At 43.3% G+C, this 22,758-nt stretch carries 23 protein-coding genes; 3 read left to right on the top strand and 20 right to left on the bottom strand.

All coding sequences use genetic code 11. The features are described from left to right. Positions 1 to 9: 9 nt before the first annotated feature. The 10 genes from OGM16_12825 to OGM16_12780 form a co-directional block, all read right to left on the bottom strand. Positions 10 to 324: a WXG100 family type VII secretion target gene (locus OGM16_12825; protein UYJ45692.1), complete on the bottom strand. Its 315-nt coding sequence runs from the start codon at positions 322 to 324 to the stop codon at positions 10 to 12. Positions 325 to 338: 14 nt separating this feature from the next. Then, positions 339 to 641 (bottom strand): WXG100 family type VII secretion target, encoded by a 303-nt coding sequence (locus tag OGM16_12820; GenBank protein UYJ45691.1) that lies wholly within the window; start codon positions 639 to 641, stop codon positions 339 to 341. Between the two features lie 12 nt (positions 642 to 653). Then, positions 654 to 950, bottom strand: a complete 297-nt coding sequence (locus OGM16_12815; GenBank protein UYJ45690.1) for a hypothetical protein — start codon at positions 948 to 950, stop codon at positions 654 to 656. Next, positions 950 to 1,270 carry a WXG100 family type VII secretion target gene (locus tag OGM16_12810; protein UYJ45689.1) on the bottom strand — a complete coding sequence of 107 codons (321 nt, stop codon included), beginning with the start codon at positions 1,268 to 1,270 and terminating at the stop codon, positions 950 to 952. Before OGM16_12810 ends, OGM16_12815 begins: the two co-directional genes overlap by 1 nt. 68 nt (positions 1,271 to 1,338) lie before the next feature. After that, the gene (locus tag OGM16_12805) at positions 1,339 to 1,647 is read right to left on the bottom strand and encodes a WXG100 family type VII secretion target (protein UYJ45688.1); all 309 of its coding nucleotides are present in this window, start codon (positions 1,645 to 1,647) and stop codon (positions 1,339 to 1,341) included. Between the two features lie 36 nt (positions 1,648 to 1,683). Then, entirely contained in the window at positions 1,684 to 1,938 is a 255-nt protein-coding gene (locus OGM16_12800; protein ID UYJ45687.1) for a hypothetical protein, read from the bottom strand. Further along, positions 1,931 to 6,529 (bottom strand): type VII secretion protein EssC, encoded by a 4,599-nt coding sequence (gene essC, locus OGM16_12795; GenBank protein ID UYJ45686.1) that lies wholly within the window; start codon positions 6,527 to 6,529, stop codon positions 1,931 to 1,933. Before essC ends, OGM16_12800 begins: the two co-directional genes overlap by 8 nt. 13 nt (positions 6,530 to 6,542) lie before the next feature. After that, positions 6,543 to 7,667, bottom strand: coding sequence for a DUF4670 domain-containing protein (locus OGM16_12790; protein ID UYJ45685.1), 1,125 nt, complete (start codon positions 7,665 to 7,667; stop codon positions 6,543 to 6,545). A gap of 49 nt (positions 7,668 to 7,716) precedes the next feature. After that, positions 7,717 to 7,968: a hypothetical protein gene (locus OGM16_12785; GenBank protein UYJ45684.1), complete on the bottom strand. Its 252-nt coding sequence runs from the start codon at positions 7,966 to 7,968 to the stop codon at positions 7,717 to 7,719. Between the two features lie 140 nt (positions 7,969 to 8,108). Next, positions 8,109 to 10,610, bottom strand: coding sequence for a LuxR C-terminal-related transcriptional regulator (locus OGM16_12780; protein UYJ45683.1), 2,502 nt, complete (start codon positions 10,608 to 10,610; stop codon positions 8,109 to 8,111). Between the two features lie 223 nt (positions 10,611 to 10,833). On the opposite strand from OGM16_12780, the gene uvrB reads away from it, so the two are divergent. Both uvrB and OGM16_12770 read left to right on the top strand, forming a co-directional pair. Next, complete coding sequence (uvrB, locus tag OGM16_12775; GenBank protein ID UYJ45682.1) at positions 10,834 to 12,819, top strand: excinuclease ABC subunit UvrB; 1,986 nt, start codon at positions 10,834 to 10,836, stop codon at positions 12,817 to 12,819. Between the two features lie 154 nt (positions 12,820 to 12,973). After that, on the top strand, positions 12,974 to 13,852 hold the full coding sequence (locus OGM16_12770; GenBank protein UYJ45681.1) for an MBL fold metallo-hydrolase: 879 nt from the start codon (positions 12,974 to 12,976) through the stop codon (positions 13,850 to 13,852). Positions 13,853 to 13,934: 82 nt separating this feature from the next. Here the strand turns inward: OGM16_12770 and OGM16_12765 are convergent, their stop codons facing one another. The 4 genes from OGM16_12765 to OGM16_12750 form a co-directional block, all read right to left on the bottom strand. Beyond that, on the bottom strand, positions 13,935 to 14,192 hold the full coding sequence (locus OGM16_12765) for a hypothetical protein (GenBank protein UYJ45680.1): 258 nt from the start codon (positions 14,190 to 14,192) through the stop codon (positions 13,935 to 13,937). A gap of 173 nt (positions 14,193 to 14,365) precedes the next feature. After that, on the bottom strand, positions 14,366 to 14,605 hold the full coding sequence (locus OGM16_12760; protein ID UYJ45679.1) for a hypothetical protein: 240 nt from the start codon (positions 14,603 to 14,605) through the stop codon (positions 14,366 to 14,368). After that, a complete protein-coding gene (locus OGM16_12755; GenBank protein ID UYJ45678.1) occupies positions 14,602 to 15,939 on the bottom strand; it encodes a DUF2812 domain-containing protein in 1,338 nt (445 codons plus the stop codon). Before OGM16_12755 ends, OGM16_12760 begins: the two co-directional genes overlap by 4 nt. A gap of 108 nt (positions 15,940 to 16,047) precedes the next feature. Continuing rightward, the gene (locus tag OGM16_12750) at positions 16,048 to 16,560 is read right to left on the bottom strand and encodes a nitroreductase family protein (protein UYJ48460.1); all 513 of its coding nucleotides are present in this window, start codon (positions 16,558 to 16,560) and stop codon (positions 16,048 to 16,050) included. Positions 16,561 to 16,737: 177 nt separating this feature from the next. Here OGM16_12750 and OGM16_12745 point away from each other — a divergent pair, with 177 nt between their 5' ends. Further along, a complete protein-coding gene (locus OGM16_12745; protein ID UYJ45677.1) occupies positions 16,738 to 16,830 on the top strand; it encodes a putative holin-like toxin in 93 nt (30 codons plus the stop codon). 270 nt (positions 16,831 to 17,100) lie between these two features. Here the strand turns inward: OGM16_12745 and OGM16_12740 are convergent, their stop codons facing one another. The 6 genes from OGM16_12740 to OGM16_12715 form a co-directional block, all read right to left on the bottom strand. After that, a complete protein-coding gene (locus OGM16_12740; protein UYJ45676.1) occupies positions 17,101 to 17,571 on the bottom strand; it encodes a flavodoxin in 471 nt (156 codons plus the stop codon). Between the two features lie 27 nt (positions 17,572 to 17,598). After that, positions 17,599 to 18,576 (bottom strand): Gfo/Idh/MocA family oxidoreductase, encoded by a 978-nt coding sequence (locus OGM16_12735; protein UYJ45675.1) that lies wholly within the window; start codon positions 18,574 to 18,576, stop codon positions 17,599 to 17,601. Between the two features lie 401 nt (positions 18,577 to 18,977). Then, the gene (locus OGM16_12730) at positions 18,978 to 19,343 is read right to left on the bottom strand and encodes a cupin domain-containing protein (GenBank protein ID UYJ45674.1); all 366 of its coding nucleotides are present in this window, start codon (positions 19,341 to 19,343) and stop codon (positions 18,978 to 18,980) included. A gap of 146 nt (positions 19,344 to 19,489) precedes the next feature. Then, positions 19,490 to 20,047: a GGDEF domain-containing protein gene (locus OGM16_12725; GenBank protein ID UYJ45673.1), complete on the bottom strand. Its 558-nt coding sequence runs from the start codon at positions 20,045 to 20,047 to the stop codon at positions 19,490 to 19,492. Positions 20,048 to 20,086: 39 nt separating this feature from the next. Next, positions 20,087 to 20,962, bottom strand: a complete 876-nt coding sequence (locus tag OGM16_12720; protein ID UYJ45672.1) for a cache domain-containing protein — start codon at positions 20,960 to 20,962, stop codon at positions 20,087 to 20,089. A 386-nt stretch (positions 20,963 to 21,348) separates the two neighbouring features. Beyond that, the gene (locus OGM16_12715; GenBank protein ID UYJ48459.1) at positions 21,349 to 22,599 is read right to left on the bottom strand and encodes a S41 family peptidase; all 1,251 of its coding nucleotides are present in this window, start codon (positions 22,597 to 22,599) and stop codon (positions 21,349 to 21,351) included. Positions 22,600 to 22,758 lie beyond the last annotated feature (159 nt).

Genomic DNA, 22,758 nt, shown 5'->3' with positions numbered 1-22,758 from the left:
GGCAACCTCCTATTTCAGATTGATCTTCAGTTTGCCTGCAGAACTGGAGATCTTCTTCTCATTGGCACTGTATACATCTGCTGCTTCTGACAGAGTCAGGGCATAGGTATTTACCACATTTAATACCTCTTCGCACTTTCCGATAATGGCATCAAAACGACTGTAAAACTCTGCAGAGCCGCTACCCGTCCAGGTGGATTTCAGGTTCTTTACCGCTGTTTTGCTTTCAGAAAGATAGCTGTACATGTTTTTATAGCCTGTTTTAATGTTATTGGAATAGTTTTTCAATTGTTTGGGATCCACTTTGATGTTTGCATCTGCCATTTATACTCACCTCCCTATTTGCCCAGATATTTGTGTACAAGATCCATAGCTTTATTATCTGCCTGCGTATAGCTGTTGGAAAATTCTCCAAGTGTTGCTCCCATCTGCTGTAAGATCTGGGTCAGCTGGGCCAGATTTGCCTTGTCTGCCTGATACCGCTTCAGGTAAGAAGCACTTGCTTCCCCGCTCCATCCAGAAGATACCTTCTGGATATTTTCATCTAACTTATTCATCTCACTTTTCATTTTGGCTGCCAAATTGGTGAGATTTACCCCTGTTGATTTTAATTTTGCCGCATTTACCTGCTGTGATGCCATTTTCTCTCCCTCCTATCTCCTGCTTACCACTGCTTTAGCCTGTGCTTCTGCTTTATCCATGGAAGTGCAGGCATCCCGCAAAAGGGCAGCAATCTCTCTTAAGGAAGCTGTCCCTGATGCCAGATCTACACTTTGTTCCTGCATAAATTTCACAAATATCCCGCCGGCTTTACCAGACCAGGATGCAGCTACTGCTTCATTGGCAGCATTGATCACCTTTATAGTCTGGTTCTGGATCTGGTCTGCCGCTTCTTCTAACAGCTTTGCCTGCTTTTTTACCGCCTGGGAATCAAAATTAATAGCTGCCATTACCGCATTCCTCCAAACTTAAGCTTTCCTGCATTTCTGCTTACTGTTTTCTCTGTATCCTCATATACACCGGCTAATTCCTTTAAGACCTTTTCGTAATTTCCCAGCATGGTAATAATAGCCCCGGAACTTTTCTTTAACTGCCCTGCCACTGCATAGATATCATCAGCGCTTTCTCCTGCATAAGAATCCTGCAGTTTGCGAAAATGTGCATAAGCTGCATCTGTATTTGCTGCAACAGACTTTTTTATAGAAGTGATCTCCCCTACTGCCCGCAGCAGTTCCTCTGTATTGACCCGGCTGGTCCCGTCTCCTGCCATATGCTACCTCCTGTTAAACCTGACCTCTTTGATACCGGATTTCTGCGTACTCTGTGCTTTTGCAATTCTTATCCCTTTGCAGCCGCCTGGATCTGGCTGCTGATCTCTTCTTCTGCCTGCTCTAACTCGTCTGCGATCCAGAGCAGTCCCTCTGACACTTCTGCATACTGGGCTGCCATTTCTGCAAGAGCAGCCCGGTCTTTCTGATAATTCTGCAGAAAGCGGTCTTTTGCATCACTGCTCCAGGTGCTGCTTAAACCTTCGATCACAGCCTGGAACCGTTTCAGTTCTTTTCCCATATCAGCAGCAGAAGTTTCTATTTTTTTTGCTGTTGAACGCAGCACATCCGGATCCATTTCCATTTTACTTCCTGCCATGCTCTCCTCCTGTTTCTGCCTGAAGATGGTGCGTTTTTATACCATGACCACCCGGCTGCCGTTTTTGATCCCTACTTCACGGAATGTCTCATTATCCTGGATCAGACCTTCCAGCTCAAGGGAACCAAAAACAATATTGTCCAGTCCTGCAAACAGATCATGGCCTTCTAATTCTGCTATCTGCTTCATGATCTGCTTCTTTGCTGTGCCGATCTTCATACGGTCATCTAACATAAATTCATAAGTTTTGGCATTTCCAGGTATCTCTACTTCCAAATGGATCTTACTCATATTTCCCCTCCTTTACAAAAGGTGTCATAAAGAGTACTGTTTTTCCTTCCTGTTCTGTAAATGCAGCTCCCGCCGGATAGGTCCTGCTCCGCTCAGAAGGTGTTACTTCATAATCAAAAATTCCCTGTTCATCAAAAGCTCCTCCAAGGTGGATTCCCTGTTTCCAGCTGCCAAACTGACGAAGCGCCCTGTAACCAGCCAGTTCTTCATATTCTCTTGGGGACAGAGCCATAAAGAAATGCAGTTTATGTTCCATTCCCTTTTCAAATACAGTTTCAAGAACCTCGCTTACATCAAAATCTTCACTGTACACTGCTTCCATAAACTCTGATGCACTGTTAATGAGGAGAACGATGCGTCTGTAGTCCTTTAAAACAGTCTGGACCAAAGCACCTGTCTGTCTGGCCTCATATACAAGTTCGTTGCGTTCTCCCAGCTGTAAAAGCAGTACATTTTCCATAAAATGGTAAAGTTCTTCTTTGCCTGTCATGTAACCGTCCAGCTCATTTTTTCTGGAAAATTCTTCCAGTTCCTTTAAGCATCCATCAAACACATAAACCTCTGCCCCTTTTTTCTTCATCTGTAAGGCAGTATATTTTAAGAAATTGGTCTTTCCTGTTTTTCCGGATCCACAGACTGTAAAGCATAAGGTCTGATCCAGGTCACAGGTCTGAAACATTCCTTCCTGTTCACCCATTACAAAGGTGTTATCTGGCAAATCCCGGAAATTGATCTTTTCCAGAAATTCCCCACTGTCGGTCATTGTAAGGTCTGTTCCCAGTTTTCTCGCCCCGGATATGCCATTTTCTGTCAATGGCTTTAATTTTTCCCGGATCGCCAGCATCATGCTTTCTCCCTGGAATGCCTTTACAGGAAGAGCTGCCTGGAATTCCAGCGGAACCCTTTCTTTGATCAGGCCTCTGCCTGTGGTCCGGTCATCTGGAAGGATTTCTGAACGCATGCCGATAACACTGTCATACTCAAACCTGTCTGCCAGCTGAAGTCCGATGCCCTTTGTCATATTCTGTAAAATGCGGCTTCGGATATCTCCGGAATTATTGCAGGTAATAATAAGATAAATACCATAACTTGCCCCTTCTCTGGAAAGCTGGATCAATGTACTCTCATATTGCTCATAACTGTCAGAGAAAGCCGGATAATTATCAATGACCAGGAAAATGGCCGGGACATCACTGTAGCTTTCACGATAATCCCTGTAAGATCCCATTCCTTTCTGGGAAAATGACTTCTTCCGTCTGTCTAATTCTTCCTCTGCGAAGCTCATCATCATCTGGATCTTCTCATCATCCCCTTCCATACAGATACAGCCTGTATGAGGAAGACCTGCAAAAGCTGTCATAGTACGGCTGGAAAAATCCGCAATATAGAAGTTCACCTGTTTTGCCGTATAATGAAGAGCTGCACCATAAAGGATCGTCTGCACCAGAGAGGTCTTTCCGGAACCTGCCGAACCGCAGATCAGCAAATGCCCATCTCTTATAAAGTCCAGATAAACCGGGAACTGTCTCTGGTTTTGTGGATCGTCTGCAAGACCAACCGGTAATTTTATCTGCTTTTCATCCCAGGTAAGCTCCAAATCATCCAGATAAAAAAGTCCCGGAAGAGGCGGCAGCCAGATCTGACGGAGAGGTTTGATGTGATTTTCCTCTGCCAGATTTGCCGCATACTGTACCATAGCATCTAACTGGGTGAATTTCTTCACATTGTCCCCTTTTTTCTTCTTTTTCTTCTTAACTGCCTCTGGCTTGCCTGTCAGTCCGATGATAACTGCCTTTGCCTTGCTGTCATCATTAAATGGTACTTCCGGTGTATAAGGTGCTCCTGACCAGCCGGACTGGAATTCATCAAATATCTCATCATTGCCTACCTGTAAAAATCCCCGTCCTGTTCCAGTAATATAGGCTGCATCTGTGCGCTTTAACATTTCATTGGAATCCTGTTTGTCTGCCACCCGCAGACAAATGCGGAAACGTGTATTGCTCCAGATCTCATCATCTACTACGCCGCTTGGTTTCTGGGTAGCAAGGATCAGATTGATGCCTAAAGAACGTCCTACACGGGCTGCTGAAACCAGTGCCCGGACGAAATCAGGCTGCTCTTTTTTAAGCTCTGCAAACTCATCAGCAATAATCAGCAGATGAGGCATAGGCTCTTCCGCTTCCCCATTCCTGTAAAGCTCAATATAGGCGTCAATGTGCTTGATCTTATATTCATTGAAAATGCGCTGTCTCCGCTTGATCTCTGCGTTAATAGAAAGGAGCGCCCTGGTAGTCTGGTTTCCTCCCAGGTTAGTGATCACACCAGCCAGATGAGGAAGCCCGATAAAGCTTTGGGCCATGCCGCCGCCTTTGTAATCAATAAGGATAAATGCCACCTCATGAGGATGATAATTTAACACAAGACTTAAAATATAGGTCTGCAGTGTCTCTGACTTTCCACTTCCTGTAGTACCTGCCACCAGACCATGGGGACCATGGTATTTTTCATGGATATCCAGGTACACCGGCTGTTCTCCCGCCTTCTGGCCAATAAGAGAACGCATACTTTCATACGTACGGTTTTCCAGCCATTTATGGTACATATCCAGATCTTCCACCCTGGAAGTCTTATACATATCCAAAAAGGTAAGCATATCCGGGATCGCTGCATTAGAAGCATTTTCCCGTACCTTAAAATTGGAAAGCTGTCTGGAAAATACATCCATTTCAGATAAATTCACGCTGTCAAAGGCAATGCCGGCCATTTCTTCAAATTTAGATAACGTACTGTAACAGCCACAGTAATCCTTTTCCCACTGTACAATGGTATTACAGTGAGAAGGCAGCTTATCAATGGCATCTGCGCTAAAGATCACACTAAGTCCTGCATTCTTTGGTGGATCTAAAAGATACTTGGAAACAGGCTCGCCTTCGATCATGGAAATATCACTGATAAATACTACATAATGAGGAAGGACTTTTTCCTCTTCTTCCCTGTTTTTCTGGTTTTCCCCTGCTTCCAACCGCTCTCTGATCACATCCGATAAATAATACATTACATCGCCCATAGCTCTTGGATCGCAGACGATCATACGAAGTTTTCCATCAGGGGTATAGGTATGTGGCAGCCAGCGGGTGTATTCCATTTTCTCAAGGTCTCTTCCTGGAAATACATAGCACATGCGTACATCTGTATATGGATGCAGAGCCGTGATCTGCAGGGCTAAAAGCCGCATCAGCTGATCCCGTTTTTCCTCATCCCCGCTTACCACACCTAACAGCCGGTGCTCATAAAGTGAAACAGCTGCCGGAACCTGATGGAGTGTTTTAAACTTCTCCTGAATTTCCTCCATGTGATCATTTAAAGGATCATGTTCACTTCCCAGATCTTCTTTTGCCCCTTCAATCCCATTTGGCGAAAGCATATCACCGGTTCCCAGGCGAAGGGAAAGGAAGTCCTCATGGGTGCTGCTTTTTTCCCAGAGCCGTCTGGTATTAGATGTAGTAAATTCCAGAAGTTCTTTTGATGAAGGATACTGTTCTGCCAGTACCAGACGGTTGTATTCTGTCTTATTTTTCAGCTTTTCTTCCACCCGGACCATGTACTCTAAATATTTGCTGACCCGGTTAGATTCTGACTCTTTTTCTTCTTTTTTATTGTAGGCAGAATTAACTACCGCCCATATAGCCCCGATCCCGGCTGCTCCTAAAGACATGCAGATACTTCCTGCGCCAAAGCCGTCACTGGTCATAGCTGCTGCCAGTGCAATGGGGATCACCATGGTAAAAGAAGGACCTATGGTGAAGATTAAAGGCTGGCGTTTCTGCTGCTGTTTTTTAGGGCATTTTTCAATAGAAATCGTCTCTTTATCCAGATTTAAAAGTTTTCGCGGAGTGCGCAGGAAATACACATCCTCTGTGTCTGCATCTTCTGCAGGCTCATCTTCAAAATGTGGGATCTCCACTGCCTTTAATTCCCGTATCTTACACTGCCCATCTGGATCATTGATCGCCAGGAGATTATTCAGATACACGATCTTAAGGCCCACTACATAAATAATGTCACCGTAATGCAGCCTTGTTTTTTCTGTTACCAGCCTGCCGTTTAAAAACGTACCATTTACACTGTTTTTATCAGTTATGTAAGCAGCTCCTGATTCAAAGGTGATCTCTGCATGGGTTCCTGTTACAAAACGGTTTTTGTATACAATATTGCAAAGGTCATCACTGCCTATCTCCAGTTTGAAAATACTGCCTTCTTTCAGCATATATTTTTCAAAATTTACATTTTCCTTCTGGACCTGGTCGATCTTAACAGAAAAATACAGCTCTGTTTTTCGTACCATTCCTTCGATCACAGTTCCATCTTCCAGATCAGCGCTTTCTACCGGATCCCCTTTTAAGATCAGTGAATACTGGGAAGAATCCCGCAGCCGCCAGTGTCCGTCCCACACTTGCACGTTTAAGATCAGTTCGTCTTTTAATCCGCTGACATAAGGGCGTATGGCAACAGGAAAATTGCGGTTGTCTACATTGGGAAAATAATTTTCCGAGAAACCATTTTCAAAGAAAACGGTCATAAGTAATGCCATAGATCTTCCTCCTTTAATATGTGTTATCAAGGATACTTGCTGTTACTTCTTCCAGCGGCTCTTCATATGAAGGTTTCATAGTTGCGTAAACAGCGACCAGATATTCCCCTTCTAACGGAAGCATCATAATAGATGTAGACGCCATGACACCTTCCTCCTGATCTGTAATACTGCTTATATCAAAGGAGATATATTCGCTGCAGTAAACATCCCGTCCAGATTCTGTGGTCATCTTATATACCTGCTTGTCATTCATGCCAAACACGTATTCCTCCATAACATGTATAAGATCTGTAGGATCTGTGCTTTCTGTCATGTAATTCATATCGTCCTGTGTGCTTCCTAAAACATAAACAAAGGAAAAATCTCCCTTTTCCACACTGCCATATTTTAAGTAGACACCGCCATCTGCATATGCCTCTTCAAAGCTTTCCGGATAAAATACATCGTAGCCTAATACCTGTTTTGCGGCCATAAGATCACAGTCCGTACCAAATACACCACCCTTTTTGCCTCCAAAAAACAGTACCAGACAGATAACAAGCACAACTGTCACAGCCACACCACCTATTGCCAACGGCAGTACCGGAAGCTTCTTTCCCGGCTGTATATCTGCTTTTCTTCCTGCGTCCATAGTTGTTTCTTTTACTGCCTTTTTAGCCTCTGCTTTAGCCGCTTCTTTAGCTGCTTTTTTCTCTGCTGCCCGTTCTTTTGCTTCCCTTTTTCTTTCTTCCGCTCTCTCTGCCTCTTCCTGTTTTGCCTGGGCCTTTTCCTGGACAGCCCGTTCTCTGGCCCGCTTTTCTTCTTCACGTTTTTCCTGGATCCGGCGTTCTTCTTCACGCCTTACCTCTTCCTGCTTTCTTTTGGCTTCTTCTGCCATTTCCTGAGCTCTTCTTGCTCTGGCCTCCGCTTCTTCTGCCTCCTGTTTTACCCGTCTGGCCTCTTCTTCTGCCTGGCGTCTGTCTTCTTCCTGTCTGGCTTTCTGACGTCTGGCCTCTTCCTCTAAGCGCCGGATCTCCGCTTCCATTTCTGCTTTTTTCCGGCTCATTTCTTCTCTTCGTTCCTGTTCTGCCTGCTCTTCCTGCTGCTTTTTCCTCCTGGTAGCAAATAAAGCATCTGCTTCGTTCCGATCTGCCATACTCCTTCTCCTCTCTTTTCTTCTGACCATGTGTAATCCCCGAAAGCTGTCACCGGCCGTTTAAATGTTCCCGCTCTGCCATAGAAAGGATCTCATCATGGCTCAGCTCCACATTTCCAAAACGTACAAAGATCCCATTTGTCACTGCGCTGTTCCACACCTTTGGGTCTGTAAGGGTACGAAACCGTATTTTATCCACATAAGGCTTCATATCTAAAAGCAGCCGGCTTCCTGATATAAAGTCGATCTGCAGGATATAAGGTTCTAAGGGCTTAACAGCCAAAATATACTTTCTCTCCACATGAGTCCTCCTTCCAGATACAATGTACTCTCGGAATCTTTTTGTACTTGATTTTGCAGAAGAGACTCCGAAAGGATATTAAAAAATCCACCGTACATTTACTGTACGATGGATCTTCTTAAAAACATATTAACTAAAGGTTAGTTATTGGTATAGAACCTCTCTAAAAGCTGTTTACGCTTGGTTCTCGTATCTCCTGTTATCTCTAATTTAGAATAGATCTGGTTAATATACTGCTTTACCGTTCCCTCAGAAAGATAAAGCCTTGCTGCGATCTCCTTGTTACTCATGTGGGCGGCCATTAACTCTGTCAGCTTTAATTCCTGTTGTGTAAGACATTTAAACTGTTCCGGATAAGTCTTTTCATTTCCCAGATTTTTACAGTTTTGCGCATACTCTCTGCCAAGTAAGATGATCTTTTTCAGGAATCCTTCTTCAATCTCCGGCATAGTTCCTTCAAAAAGCGGTTCCAGATAAATAAAATTTTCCACAAAAGGCATGACCATGTTATCTTTAGCAGCATCTGAAAGCGCCTGCTTTAAAATAGCTCTGGCTTCCCCGTGCTTTCCCATCTTTTCATAGGCTGCCGCAGTCTGTATCTGTACATGAAGGGCAACTAATGCATAATGAAGTCCCTGGCACACAGCAAGTATCCCCTCACTTTTTCCGATCACCTTAACATAAGCGCCCTGAGCCAGATAAACCTGGTTTTCGATCATTTCCATCATAGGTCTTCCGGGAGCCAGATAATTCACAGCCGAAAGTCTGTGTTCCCCAAATATCTCCGGAATCTGTTCCACCCGGCCGATCAGTGCATAGTAATAGGCACAGGTGCTGTTAAAAATATTGATCCACATGGAATTATGATGCTTCATCAAAACCATGCGGCGCTGTTCAAAGGAATATTTCTGTTTTATATCCATACACAAAGACAATCGTCTTAACAGAAAATCGCAGCAAAGTGCCATGGATTCCTGTCCATTTTTCTCAATCTGGGCATAGGCTCCTTCCAAAGCGATCTGGGCATCTGCAAAATGGCCCTGTACAAACAATGCCTCTGCATCCATGACCCGTTCTGCCCCCTGACCATGACCATTGGTGATCTTGTAATAATGAGGCATGCACTCCCTCATTTCTTCCTGTTCTTTTAAAAGTCCCCCCGATTCTCTATGAAACATCATAAGCACTGAGGGCGAACCAAAGGTCCAGCCGCCATCATTGCGGATACTGATAGCAGGCCTTGACATCTGCCTGCTGGCACTGCGGTGGAAATGACTCATTTTGGAAATGTCATTGTACATCAAAAAGCTGGTGATCAGGTCACATTCTCCTAACAGATTTCCTCTTTCCTCTTCAGGAATTTCCTTATGTCTGTCAATAGCCTGGATCAGAAACTCTTTCAATTTTAACATTTCCGGGATCTTGCGCCAGTTAAACATACAACGCATCAGCACCAGCACCGATAAGGGATAGGCTTCTAAATCCTCTTTTGGGCATTTACTTAAAAAGTTTAATACATCCTCTGCTTTTAAAGATGCCAGAAGGATCCCAGCATCTTTCTGGATCACCCTCAGGGCCCCATTAAAATTTCCGCTCTTCCGGTAAGAAGCCAATGCATGAAGATATTGTCTGTGTTCCTCATACCATTTTCCATAACGTTCCAGATAAACAGTCTGCTTTTCTTTGTCCATTGCTGCAAAAGCCTGCTCTGCACATTCTTTCATCATATGATGAAAACGATATGTCCCCCCGTCTGCAAGGCGGCTGATAAAAGCATTCTGCCTGGTCATGGCAGACAGCAGCTGTTTTGTATCTTCATTCTCCGTAATAAATTTTGCCATTTCTGCGGAAAATTCATCAGCAAGGCCCAATACAATGAGAAATTCCCGCTGTTTTTCAGGAAGTGGATCGATCATTGCAGCTGAAAACATTTCATAAATATCGGAATGATCATCCGGCAGCTCGCCCCGTTCTGCGAAGGAACAAAGGTTTAAGTAAACAGCGGAAAACCAGCCTTCACTGGAATGAAGAAGGGATTCAATCTGCCGGTCGTTTAACTCCGTGCCGCAAAGATTAGAATAAATAGAAAGTTCCGTATGATTCAACCGCAGATGATCCACTGTGATCTGATGCAGCTTGCCGCCTAAGCCTACCACTGCCCCGCCAGATAAAAAACGGTCTCGGCTGGCCACTATAATATGAATATTATCCGGGATCCGTTTTGCCAATGTACAAAAAAAATCCCCTATCCTTGCATCTGTAAGAAGATGAAAATCGTCAATAAAAATATAATAATCTGTTTCGCCTGCCAGAAGATGGCTGAGATCATCTGCAAACAGACCGCCACTTGCCAGATCTGAAGGACACTCATATTCCTCGAAGAAGTTAAAACCTGCAAACCGGAAGGCATTCTGCACACTTTTCCAGAAAATAGGAAGGTTATTAGTGTAAATGCTGATGCGGATCACTACTGCACCACCCTTTTTCACCCGCTCATTTAAATACCAGTTTACAGCTGTAGTCTTGCCGTAACCCATAGGAGCCACTACTGTTGTCAGGGTGCATCTGGAGATCGGCCGCAGCTTCTCCTGTAAGCGTTCTGATATGTAAATGGTATTCAGATCATTTTTCTTTCTTGGCATTTTTCATTCCCCTCCCCGGTTTTCCCCTTTAAAAATACATTCTGTTTTTATTCTAACATGAAATCTTTCTAATGGGAAGAAATGAAAAAATACAAAAAAGAGCATGAACGAGCGCAAGAACAAATGTTCTTTATTTTATCTATACTTTTTAAGAAATTCATGGTATACTTTTTACAAATTTCTATGGATTTCTGCAAAGAGAAAGGAAGGAATTTGAGATTTCATGGATCATTTTAAATTAGTATCTGAATATAAACCTACTGGTGACCAGCCCCAGGCCATTGAACAGCTGGTAAAAGGCTTTAAAGAAGGAAATCAGTTTGAGACACTTTTAGGCGTTACCGGTTCTGGCAAGACATTTACCATGGCAAATGTGATCCAGCAGTTAAACCGTCCTACCCTCATCATTGCCCATAATAAAACACTGGCAGCCCAGCTTTATTCTGAAATGAAGGAATTTTTCCCGGAAAACGCTGTAGAATACTTTGTTTCCTACTACGATTATTATCAGCCGGAAGCCTATGTTCCTTCCACTGATACCTACATTGAAAAGGACTCTTCTATTAACGACGAGATCGACAAGCTGCGTCATTCTGCCACTGCTGCTCTTTCTGAGCGCCGGGATGTGGTGATCGTGGCTTCGGTTTCCTGTATCTATGGTCTTGGAAGTCCCATTGATTATCAGAACATGGTCATTTCCCTGCGGCCGGGTATGGAAAAAGACCGGGATGATGTGATAAAAAAGCTGATCGAGATCCAGTATGACCGCAATGATATGGATTTTAAGCGTGGTACCTTCCGTGTAAAAGGGGATGTAGTTGACATTTTCCCGGCTTATTCTGACAGTGAAGCCTACAGGATTGAATTTTTCGGTGATGAGGTAGACCGGATCATGGAAATTGATACAGTGACCGGAGAGATCAAAGCACAGTTAGGCCATGTAGCTATTTTCCCTGCTTCCCACTACGTTGTTCCCAAGGAGAAAATGTTAGAGGCAACAGAACACATTTTAGAGGAATTAAAGGAACGGGTGGCATATTTTAAAAGCGAAGACAAGCTTTTAGAAGCCCAGCGCATTTCTGAGCGCACCAATTTTGATGTGGAAATGATGCGGGAAACGGGATTCTGCTCCGGTATTGAAAACTATTCCAGACATTTAACCGGCCTGGCGCCTGGAGAACCGCCTTGTACACTGATCGACTATTTCCCGGAAGATTTCCTTATCATTGTGGATGAGTCCCACATTACACTGCCACAGGTGCGGGGAATGTATGCCGGTGACCGCTCCCGCAAGTCTACACTGGTAAACTACGGTTTCCGCCTGCCATCTGCGTTGGACAACCGTCCCTTGAATTTTGAAGAATTTGAAGGAAAGATCAACCAGATGATGTTCGTATCTGCTACTCCTTCTGACTATGAAAAAGACCACGAACTGCTGCGTGCAGAGCAGATCATCCGTCCTACCGGGCTTTTGGATCCTGAGATTTCTGTCCGGCCTGTAGAAGGTCAGATCGATGACCTGATCTCCGAAGTAAACAAAGAAACGGCCGCCCATCATAAGGTTCTTATTACTACTCTTACCAAACGAATGGCAGAAGACCTTACAGATTATATGCGTGAAGCGGGCATCCGGGTCAAATATCTCCACTCTGATATTGATACCTTAGAGCGTGCCCAGATCATCCGCGATATGCGTCTGGACGTTTTTGATGTCCTGGTTGGTATTAACCTGCTGCGTGAAGGTTTGGATATCCCGGAGATCACGCTGGTTGCCATTTTAGATGCAGATAAGGAAGGCTTTCTCCGTTCGGAAACTTCCCTGATCCAGACCATTGGCCGCGCCGCCCGGAACTCTGAAGGCCATGTGATCATGTATGCTGATACTATTACTGATTCCATGAGAAAAGCTATTGAGGAAACAGAGCGCCGCCGCAAGATCCAGCAGAAGTACAATGAAGAACATGGCATCACTCCTACTACTATCAAAAAAGCAGTCCGTGATCTGATCGCCATTTCCAAGGCTGTGGAAAATCCCCATGCTGCTGATACCAAAGATCCTGAGTCCATGGATGAAAAGGAATTAAAGAAACTGGCAAAAGAATTAGAAAAGAAGATGCGCCAGGCTGCAGCAGAGCTGAATTTCGAGGAAGCCGCAAGCCTGCGTGACCGCATGATCGGAGTAAAGAAAATGCTGCTTGATATGGAATGAGTACAGCAAGGAGACTTGGCTGCAACGCAGACCTTTGCTTTTGGCAAGCCATTCATGGGCAAACAGCCTGCATAAACAGGCGGTAAAGTACATGAGCGGGGATCTGCCAATAGATCTATGATAAAATTTCAAGATATACAGGAGAATTTACACTATGGAAACAAAACTTGTCCTTTTAGGAACCGGAACCCCAAACGCCTGCCCCAATGCCAGCGGACCTGCTTCTGCTGTAGTTGTTGGTGACAGAGCTTATCTGGTAGATTTTGGCCCCGGCGTAGTACGTCAGGCTTCTAAAGCTTATTTTAACGGCATTGATGCCCTCCGTCCGGACCGCCTTACAGTGGCTTTTTCCACTCATCTGCATACAGACCATACTGCTGGATACCCGGATCTTATTTTTACCCCCTGGGTCTTAGAACGGCCTGTACCGTTAAAGGTCGTTGGCCCAAAAGGCTTAAAGCATATGACCAAACACATTTTAATGGCTTATGAAACAGATATTGATTTCCGCATCCATGGCTTTGAAAAAGCAAATGAACAGGGATATCAGGTAGATGTAACAGAAATTGAAGAACCAGGTATTGTTTATAAAGATGAACGTGTCACTGTGGAAGCATTTCCAGTGAGTCACGGAACACTCATCAGCTACGGTTATAAATTTGTTACTGCTGACCGCACCATTGTGATCTCCGGAGATACCGCCCCGTTAGACATTGTTGCAGAAAAAGCTGCCGGCTGTGATATCCTTCTTCATGAAGTAGAATACAGCGCCGGTATCGCCTGCAGAGAACCAAAATGGCAGAAATACCACCAGGAAGTCCACACTTTAAGCACTGACCTGGCGAAAGTGGCTGAAAAAGCCAAACCAAAGCTTCTTGTCACCTACCACCGCATCTATCACATGAACATCCAGGATAATCATATTAATCTGGAAGCAGAAATGCGCCGCAGGGATGAGGCTATTTTAGACGAGATCCGGGCAGCCGGTTATGATGGAATGACAGTAAATGGACGGGATCTGGAGGTGTTTTAATTTTTAAAGATCCGCTGCCTTCTGTGGTCGGTCTTATTGGTATTGCCATTATCGTTGCAGGCATGACCGGGAATAGTTTATGTCAGTAAGAAGGGCGTGTGAGCAGTCCCCTGGCGGCCCGCTCACTCTTTTTCCCCACAGACAGACTGTAAATATTTTTCACGGATCCATCACGGGATAACTGTACATTACTGCCGCGGAAGTTGTTAAAAGAAAGCCGTAGCTGGTTGTTGGTGCTGGTGTCTTTGAATGGGATGTGGTGCTCATCAAGCAAGTTTTTTGCAGTGAAAAACTTTGTTAGATTCATGGTGGTGTAGACTTCTACATATTTTTTGAACAAATACATCAGCCTCCTTCTGGGTGTGAGGTACCAAATCTATGTCGCAACATAGCTTCCACCACAGACTTCGGACTGTACATAGAATAATATTCGTCCCCAGACTGACGATGGGCACCGATTCCAATTATGACCATAAGAGTGGGCAGATAGCAACTTTTATATATATGATCTATTTATTCTGACTTATCTGATAAACGATCAATTTTATCTTTCAGTGACCGCATCTCCTCCAAAATAAGCACGGTGCATCCAACGATAAGCCCTGCTAAAAGGATAAGGCCTCCGTAAATGGGATATAAAAAAGACTCCGCCACACCGCCTCCAAGCACATTAGAAAGTAATCCCCAAAGTCCTGCACCTGGAAAAATCATCAAAATAAACATGGCAACCATAGATATCACAACTTTACTCATTGTCCATTACCTCCCATAAAAGCATCTACTGCTTCTTTTAACCTAGCAAGATCTGTTCCACCACCGTAGTTCAACACCACCAGACGTCTTTTGTCTTTTAATATCACTTCATCCATAGCTGGTGCCGGATCATATTTAGCGGCATCCCTTTGAATATCGTTTTCCTCTGGATCAGATTTTATCCCGTTTTTGCAGACCATATACCGGTACCAGAACACTTCCACATCCTCTGGAAGCGCTCCAACCTCTGCCGGAACTTCCATTTCTATCTGCTCCCACAGTCTTGTCATATCCTTTGGATAACATTCACTGGTTTTGTTGATGATCCAGGGAATAGGGCTTGTATACACGGTGACACCGATGGGTTTGTCAATGCTCTTTCCTCTGAAATCACCTTCTTCATAACTTGCAAATATGGTCTGTTTTCTCCCTGTTTCCAGCTCTTCTTCTCCAAGGAAATGAGTCGCTACTCCGTTGCACAAAGGGATCAGGATCATGTATGCAACCCCGACTCCAACCAGGTAGGAGGTCACCCAGTCATCCCTGTTATCTCCACTGCCATTTTTCCTTACCCATTTTCTTACAAAAAGGGCGATGAATAACATGAGAACTAAAGAAAGCATAAAGGTGATCTGCGCTTTCACAGAAGATAGAAACGCCAATGCCACAACCCCCAGTATCAGAATCACGTCACTCAGCAAAATATGCTTTTTACATTTTATGATCCGTTTAAAATCCAATTTCGGAAGCGGCTCTCCTTTCTTTAAAGCTACCGTATTTCCATGGCTCCAGCGAAACATCTGCACATAAGATACAGTCCAGGAAATGCTCATGCCAATTAACAACAGGATCAATAAAATCTTCATGGAATCTGCAAACAATTTTCCTGGATTTTGCAGATACCGATACACGGACCAAATTTCTAATACAACTAATATAGGATAAAAAATTTTCACCCACCAGTTCCATGAAAGAGATCTCTGGATCTGAAACTGTTTCTCTTCTTTCATATCGCCGACCCGTTTTACTGCATCATCAGTCGTATAAAATATCTGCCAATAAGTGCTGCTGCACTGAACTTTCCAGCCTGCTTCTTCACATTGCTGTCGAAGCTGCCCCGCTTTCCAGTTATCTGTGCCTGTAAGAGAAGAGCTTTCCGGCACTAGGAGAGCGACATATCTGCGTTTTTCCGGCTGACCCTTATGAAATTTCATCACAGCACCGCCAACACTTTCCAAAAACCAGCCCTTAAGCGCCATTTCTTCCAGATATTGTCTAAAAGCATCTGCTTCCCATAACTGAAATGTCCACCAGATCCGTTTCTTTTGCTCCATAGGCTCATCCCCTTCCCACAAAACAGGACTGTTTTCTCCCATTTATATCTATCATCATTATAGATATAAATATAACTGCCTGACAAGAAAGAGGAACTTACCATTTTCTTACATATATTCTAATATTTCTTCCAGCTTTTTCCTTGGCCTTGGATACGGTTTTTCTGCTGCATATCCCACTGCTACAGCTCCTATTAACTGCCCCTTAGAAGGGATCACTTCCACCATATCATTATAGGCAAAACAGGTATTGGCGATCCACAGAGTCCCAAGCCCCAGTTGGGTAGCTTTCAAAAGCATATTCTGGATTGAAGCCCCAATAGATAAGGAATCGCAGATCTCTGCCAGTCTTTCATCAGCGTTTACAGGCTCATAAGGCGATCTTCCATCCGGATCCATAACAATGATCGTAACCGGTGCTTTCCTCATAATAGAAAGTGTCTGAAATGCACCCGGCAAAGCAAATGCTGAACCTGGCAGCAGGCAGTGTTCCTTCTTTTCCCTTTCCAGCCCCCGTTCCATAGCTGAAAGCAGCTTTTCTTTTGCTTTTCCTTCATATACCAGATATTTCCATGGCTGGCGGTTTTTGGCTAACGGAGCCAGTGACGCTGCTTTTACAATAGCTTTTATCTGGTCATGACTGACTTTCTGGTCTGTATATTTACGGATTTATGTGATTGCTGAACAGATGATCTTATGATATACTGATGAAACGGAAAGTCAGAACACATCTAAGGCGGCCTACCCTCCACCATGGAGGGGCTTACCCTCCAACTCTACGGAAGGAGGGCGATGCCAATGTACATTACATATTCGGATCTGATCCAGATAGGTATCTTCATTGTTGCACTTATTGGTCTCATTTATGAGATTTTTAAGGATAAAAAATAGCCGCCACTACCACCAATAGTGACGGCGAGTCTCGCATGAGACTTAACGTAAATATTGTAGGGTAGGCCGTGTGTTTCTGACTTTCCCTTTTCATATTTAATATAACATACTTTTTCTCCGTAGTCAAATTGTAAATAAACCATAACTCGGATCTTAACCTGCCACTGATGTCCTATTTTTTGAGTTACTTTTCCGCTTTTTTCTCTCTATCTTAGCTTTTTGTCTCTTTTTCTGGATTAATCGTGAACTTTGAATTATACAGAAAGCTACTTATAAAGACTTTACCCACTTTTCGATTTCCTGCTTATTTGCTCTGTTAAGAAGCTTTCCTTCTACGATCTCAGCTCCCGGTGCAGATGGTTTTAATTCTTTCACTGTATTGCCAAAGCCGCTTCCACCAGATGTTGCAAACAGCACGATCTTTTTACCGGAAAAATCATATTTTTCCAGAAATGTATTTACAATGGTAGGCGCTACATACCACCAGATTGGAAATCCCAGGATAATAGTATCATATTCTTTAATATGAGCATCTGTATCTGTAATCTCCGGGCGGATCTTCTTGTTGCTCATCTCCACACTGCTTCTGGACTTCTTGTTCATCCAGTTTAAATCGTCACTTGTATATAATTCCTTTGGTGTGATCTCATACAGAGAAAAATCTCCGACTTCTGCTATCATTTCTGCTATTTTTCTGGTTGTTCCGCTTGCACTGAAATACACTACTAATGTTTTATTCATGACTATTACCTCCTACCAAATGATCGTCTACTTTTCCTCCTCAGGATACGTAAAATTCCATGACCTTCTAAACTCTGTCATCAGATTCATTACATCCTTCGTATAATCCAGATGCATACAGGAAACATCTCCGGCAATGGCCTTCTCCATATCAGAAAGCTCATAAGCCAGTGCATCCTCATGTGCCCCCGCTTTTATCACCTGTATCTCTCCTGTTTCCGCATCCACGATCTTCGCCTCCCAGGCTCTTGGATACTCCATGACCTCAATATAGCCCTTTTCACAGGACACCATACCACGTTTTGGCTGTTTAGAGTGCATAGACAGCATCACTGTGGCCATCTGCCCCTCTTTATTACTTAAAAGCAGACCTGCCTGCTCATCTACTCCAGTAGGTGCTGCCTTCATCTGGGATAATAACTGATCCGGCTTCGAATCCATAAACCACCGGATAAAAGAAAGGGCATACACACCAATATCCAGCATGGCACCACCCGCCAGATTCCGGTTAAAGAAGCGGTTCTCCATGTTGTATTCCTTAAAACTACCAAAATTCATGGTGATCAGGTTCACCTTTCCCAACTTACCAGAATCCAAAATCTCCCGCAGTTTCTTATAAACCGGCATATGGAAAATGGTCATAGCCTCTGCAACAATAACGCCCTTCTCCTTTGCCATTTCCAATGCCTCATCCAGTTCCCCACTATTTAAAGTAATGGATTTCTCCACTAGAATGTGTTTCCCGTTCTCAATGGCCTTCTTCATAAACCTGATATGAGTATTATGAGGGGTTGTAATATAGATCACGTCCACTTCCGGATCCGTAAACATTTCATTATAATCTGTATACACCTTTCCAATTCCATACTTTTCCCCAAACTTTACGGCCTGTTCATAAGTCCTGTTTCCCACTGCATAAAGCTTTTTCCCATTTTTTTCCAGTGCTGCTGCCATCTCATTGGCGATCACACCTGTTCCCAGTACTGCCCAGCGGATCCCTCTCATTTTATGATCTCCTTCTTGTTCACAAAGATTATACACCATCATTATACTACTTCCATTTCCTATAGCATATCCCTTTTTCTCAGCCTTCTTTTCAGCATACTTCTTTTCAGGCACAAAACCTTATATTATGATGTGGGGATCAAAAGGTATTTTGACCCCTCTGATACCGAATTGCTACGTGCTTTGCACTCCCGCAATTCTAAAAACATTCGTAATCCGCTCATTTTTCTTCAAAAAATGGCTTCTTACTCATGTTTTTATCGGGTCCCAAGTTCAAAAATCCTACTGCAAGCAAGCTTGCATCGGATTTTCGGCCTTTTGACTCTGGTATCATATTATAAAAGCCCTGGCAATATTCACTGCCAGAGCTTCTAAATCTTTACGATTTTACTCTTTCTTAATTAATCCCTGTCATTCAGATAACCTGGTTCATTATAAATAAGAGCCATAAACTCCACATCAGAATCGGAATTATTCTCAATGCTGTGATACTGTCCTACTTCAATAATACAGCAGTCACCAGGGCCAACCTTGGTCACAGACTTGTCATTATCAATAAAATCTGCTTCACCCTTTAAAATATAATATGGCTCAGTATCATGTACATGCTGATGCCAGCCTACACTTGCACCTGGAGGAAGAACAACCTTAGCATACAGTCTGCCGTGTCCTAACAGCTCCTCCTTAGATACAATATGATGAACATACGCTGTTCCCTTACCTCCGCCTAAATGTTCCACTTCCAGAACGTTGTCTTTACGAATCATTGTCATGTCCTCCTGTTGAATATAATCCTGAAGCAATTTGAAACATTTTACTGCTTATCTTTTCTCATTATACTCTATTTTTCTCATTTTTCCAAGAACAGGATATAAGTTTTCTCTCACCATATATGTCTGAAAGATTTTTCCCATCAGTTCGCCTTTTCATACACACTAAATCCATCTCTTCCGCCCCGTTCCACCTGATACAGCGCTGTATCTGCATGACGGTAAAGCTCCATAAATGCAGTACCATGATCCGGCGAATAGGCAATTCCTACACTGATGGTAATACCGCTTCCGGCCAGCTCAGGTATCTGAAGGGCTCTTACCTCATTGATCAGCTTTTTCGCACGGTCCTTTGCTATTTCCACATCTTTGATATTACAGATCAGAACCATAAATTCATCACCACCGATACGGCCTACAATATCCTTCTCCCTGAACTGTTTTGCAAGAAGACGTCCAAAAATCTTTAAGACCTTATCCCCTACCATATGTCCGTATGTATCATTAACCTGCTTAAAATAGTCCACATCCATGATCATAAGAGCATTGCATCTGTCTTTTCCATTTTCTTCCAGGAAGCGGTCGATCATATCCTGGGTTGTCTTTTTATTAAAAAGACCGGTAAGTGCATCTCTCTGGGCCCGTTTTAAAAGCCTTGACTTTTCCTGTCGGTTCTTATAAATAATATAAAAGATGACCACTGTCACCAGCATGCTAAAGATAATAAGAAAAGTGATCTCCTATTCCCTGATAAAATCATAAGATGCTTCTGCTGCTTTAACAGGAACAATATAACCGATCATCCAGTCATTCATCCCCAGGGGTGCGTAAGCAATATAATAAGATGTTTTTTTTCCTTCAGTCAGCCGAAACTGGCAGATACCGTCTTTCCCATCTGCAAAATCAGCTTTTACCTTCTGGATGGAAGCTGCCTTGATCTTATAATTGTCAAAATACTCGAATATATTGGCGAAAAATCCTTCCAATTCCTGATCTGTATAGACACGGTCATAGGCGATCACCTTTCCATCTTTGTCCGTAATAAGGCAGTAACCTTCTCCGTTAAACAGATCATCAAACATCATACGGCTTAAAGCAGTCACATTATAAGAACCACCCAGAACGCCGATCACTTCATTTTCCTTACAGACTGGTACTCCAAGTATAAGTCTGACCTCATGATCCACACTGCTTTCTATAGGATCACTTAATGTCTGGCTTCCACCAAATGCCTCTTGAAAATAACTTCTGTGGAATACATTTTTTACATCTCCTGTATCATAATGAGCTGTGCCATCTGCTTCAATCAGCGCCATCCGCTCTAAATCTGTCTTGTTATGGATCGTCACCAGGGAATCCAGATTTGCCTCTGAAAGAAGATCTTCTTCTTTTGCCATTTCTTCTGCTATCTCATTCAGATACTGATAGTGAATACTTAAGATCGTCCGTAAATATTCACTTTGACGTGAGACATTATTCATCATAGCCTGTCTGGAATTTCTTCCTATAGAAGACTGCATACAGCAAAAAAATAGCATGATTCCTAAAATAACTGATGATACAAACAATCCCATCACTATTGTATAACTTTTTAAATGAGCAGCTTTTCTTTTCATTCTTTTTACACACCCCCCCCCCGGTATCATTATTATCACATGTAATATTCATGTCCCTTCAATACATATAATTAATGTCTGCTGCGCAGCCGCTTATTTTTCCCTGCGCTCATTATATCTTATACTCACGAATCCCGCGCTGACGCGCTCCACTGCCTGCTTACGCAGGCGATTCGTTCGTTAATGGCTTGTGAAAAACAAATGTCTGCTGCGCAGCCGCTTGTTTTTCCCTGCGCTCATTATATCTACACGGAGGGGCAATACCAGTACCCTGTTTAAAAAATAACCAGCCCATCCCCTTGTATGCAGATTGAGCCGGTTATTTATGAAACAATATACTAATTGATTTATTTTTACACTAAGGAGTTTATTCCCATATACTACTCTTATTTCTTTTCCAATGCCTTAACAGCTGCCTGCACCTGGTTATCTTCCTCCGGTGTGACTACTGCCTGGCTCTTTAAATTCTCATCTAACTCTACTTCCACATCTGGGGCAATACCCTTTCCATGAAGGTCAAAACCACTTGGAGTATAATAATGGGCAGTGGTGATCTTAATGGCAGATCCATCTCCCAACGGGATCAGGTTCTGTACAATGCCTTTGCCATAGCTGGTAGTTCCCACAACAACAGCTTTTTTATAATCCTTTAAAGCACCGGTAAATACTTCTGAAGCACTGGCAGAGTTTTCATTGACCAAAATAGCGATCGGCATATCAACCTCATGGCTGTCTGATGCAGTATAAGTATCTCCATCCCCGTTCTTATCTGCTGTATACACGATCAGTGTCTTTCCATTGCCTTTTTCAAAATTTTTCATATCATCCGGCAGAATATAATCTACCATGGCAACAGCACTGTCTAAGATACCACCTGGATTGCTCCTAAGGTCAATAACCAGCTGCTTCATTCCCTGTTTTTCCAGCTCATCAATGGATTTTTCAAACTGTTCTACTGTAATGGCATCAAACTCGCTTACCGCCACATATCCTACATTGTCAGCCAGCATCCTGGACTCTACAGTAGGGACCTCTATCTTTCGTCTGGTAAGAGTCATATCTACATAGGTATCAGAATCTGCACGGTATACTGTGATCTGCAGCTGTGTACCTTCCTTACCCTTAATATAATTGCTTACCAGCACATCCAGACTTTCTCCTGCTACTAACGTATCACCTACTTTGTATACAATGTCTCCAGGTTTCATACCAGCTTCCAGGGCTGGTGAACCTTCAAACACTTTCACGATCGTGCAAAGTCCTGTAGTCTTATTCTGACTGATCATGGCACCAATACCGGAATAGCTTCCATTTGTGCTGTCCTGAAGTGCTTTATAGTCATTTGCATTATAATATACAGAATAAGGATCATTTAAACCTGCCATCATGCCCCGGTAAATATAATCTTCCACTTCTGTTGCATCTTCATCATATAAAAACACCTGATCAATGATACTCTGTATCATCTGCATTTTTGAAGATACTTTTTTCAGATCTGGCTTCGTGGCCTTTTCTCCCTCTGTAATACCCGGAGCACCATTTCCACCACCTGAAGACTGCTCTGTGTGGATCACCTTTCTGCCTGTAATATATATCCCGGCAGATACACCTACTACTAAAAGAACAGCTAATGCCATGATCAGGGCGCCAGTTAAAACACCGGCCCAGAAATGACCGCCCTTTCCCTCTTTCTTTTTATCTAAACTATCCTGGATTTCTTCTTTATCCTGCTCTCCCACTGCTTTTTTGTCTCCTATCTGCCTGTACACCAGGTGCCTTTTTCTTATTCACAGCCT

The sequence above is a fragment of the Lachnospiraceae bacterium genome (assembly GCA_025758065.1).
GTDB lineage: Bacteria > Bacillota > Clostridia > Lachnospirales > Lachnospiraceae > Enterocloster.
This window is presented reverse-complemented; position numbering and strand designations above follow the sequence as displayed.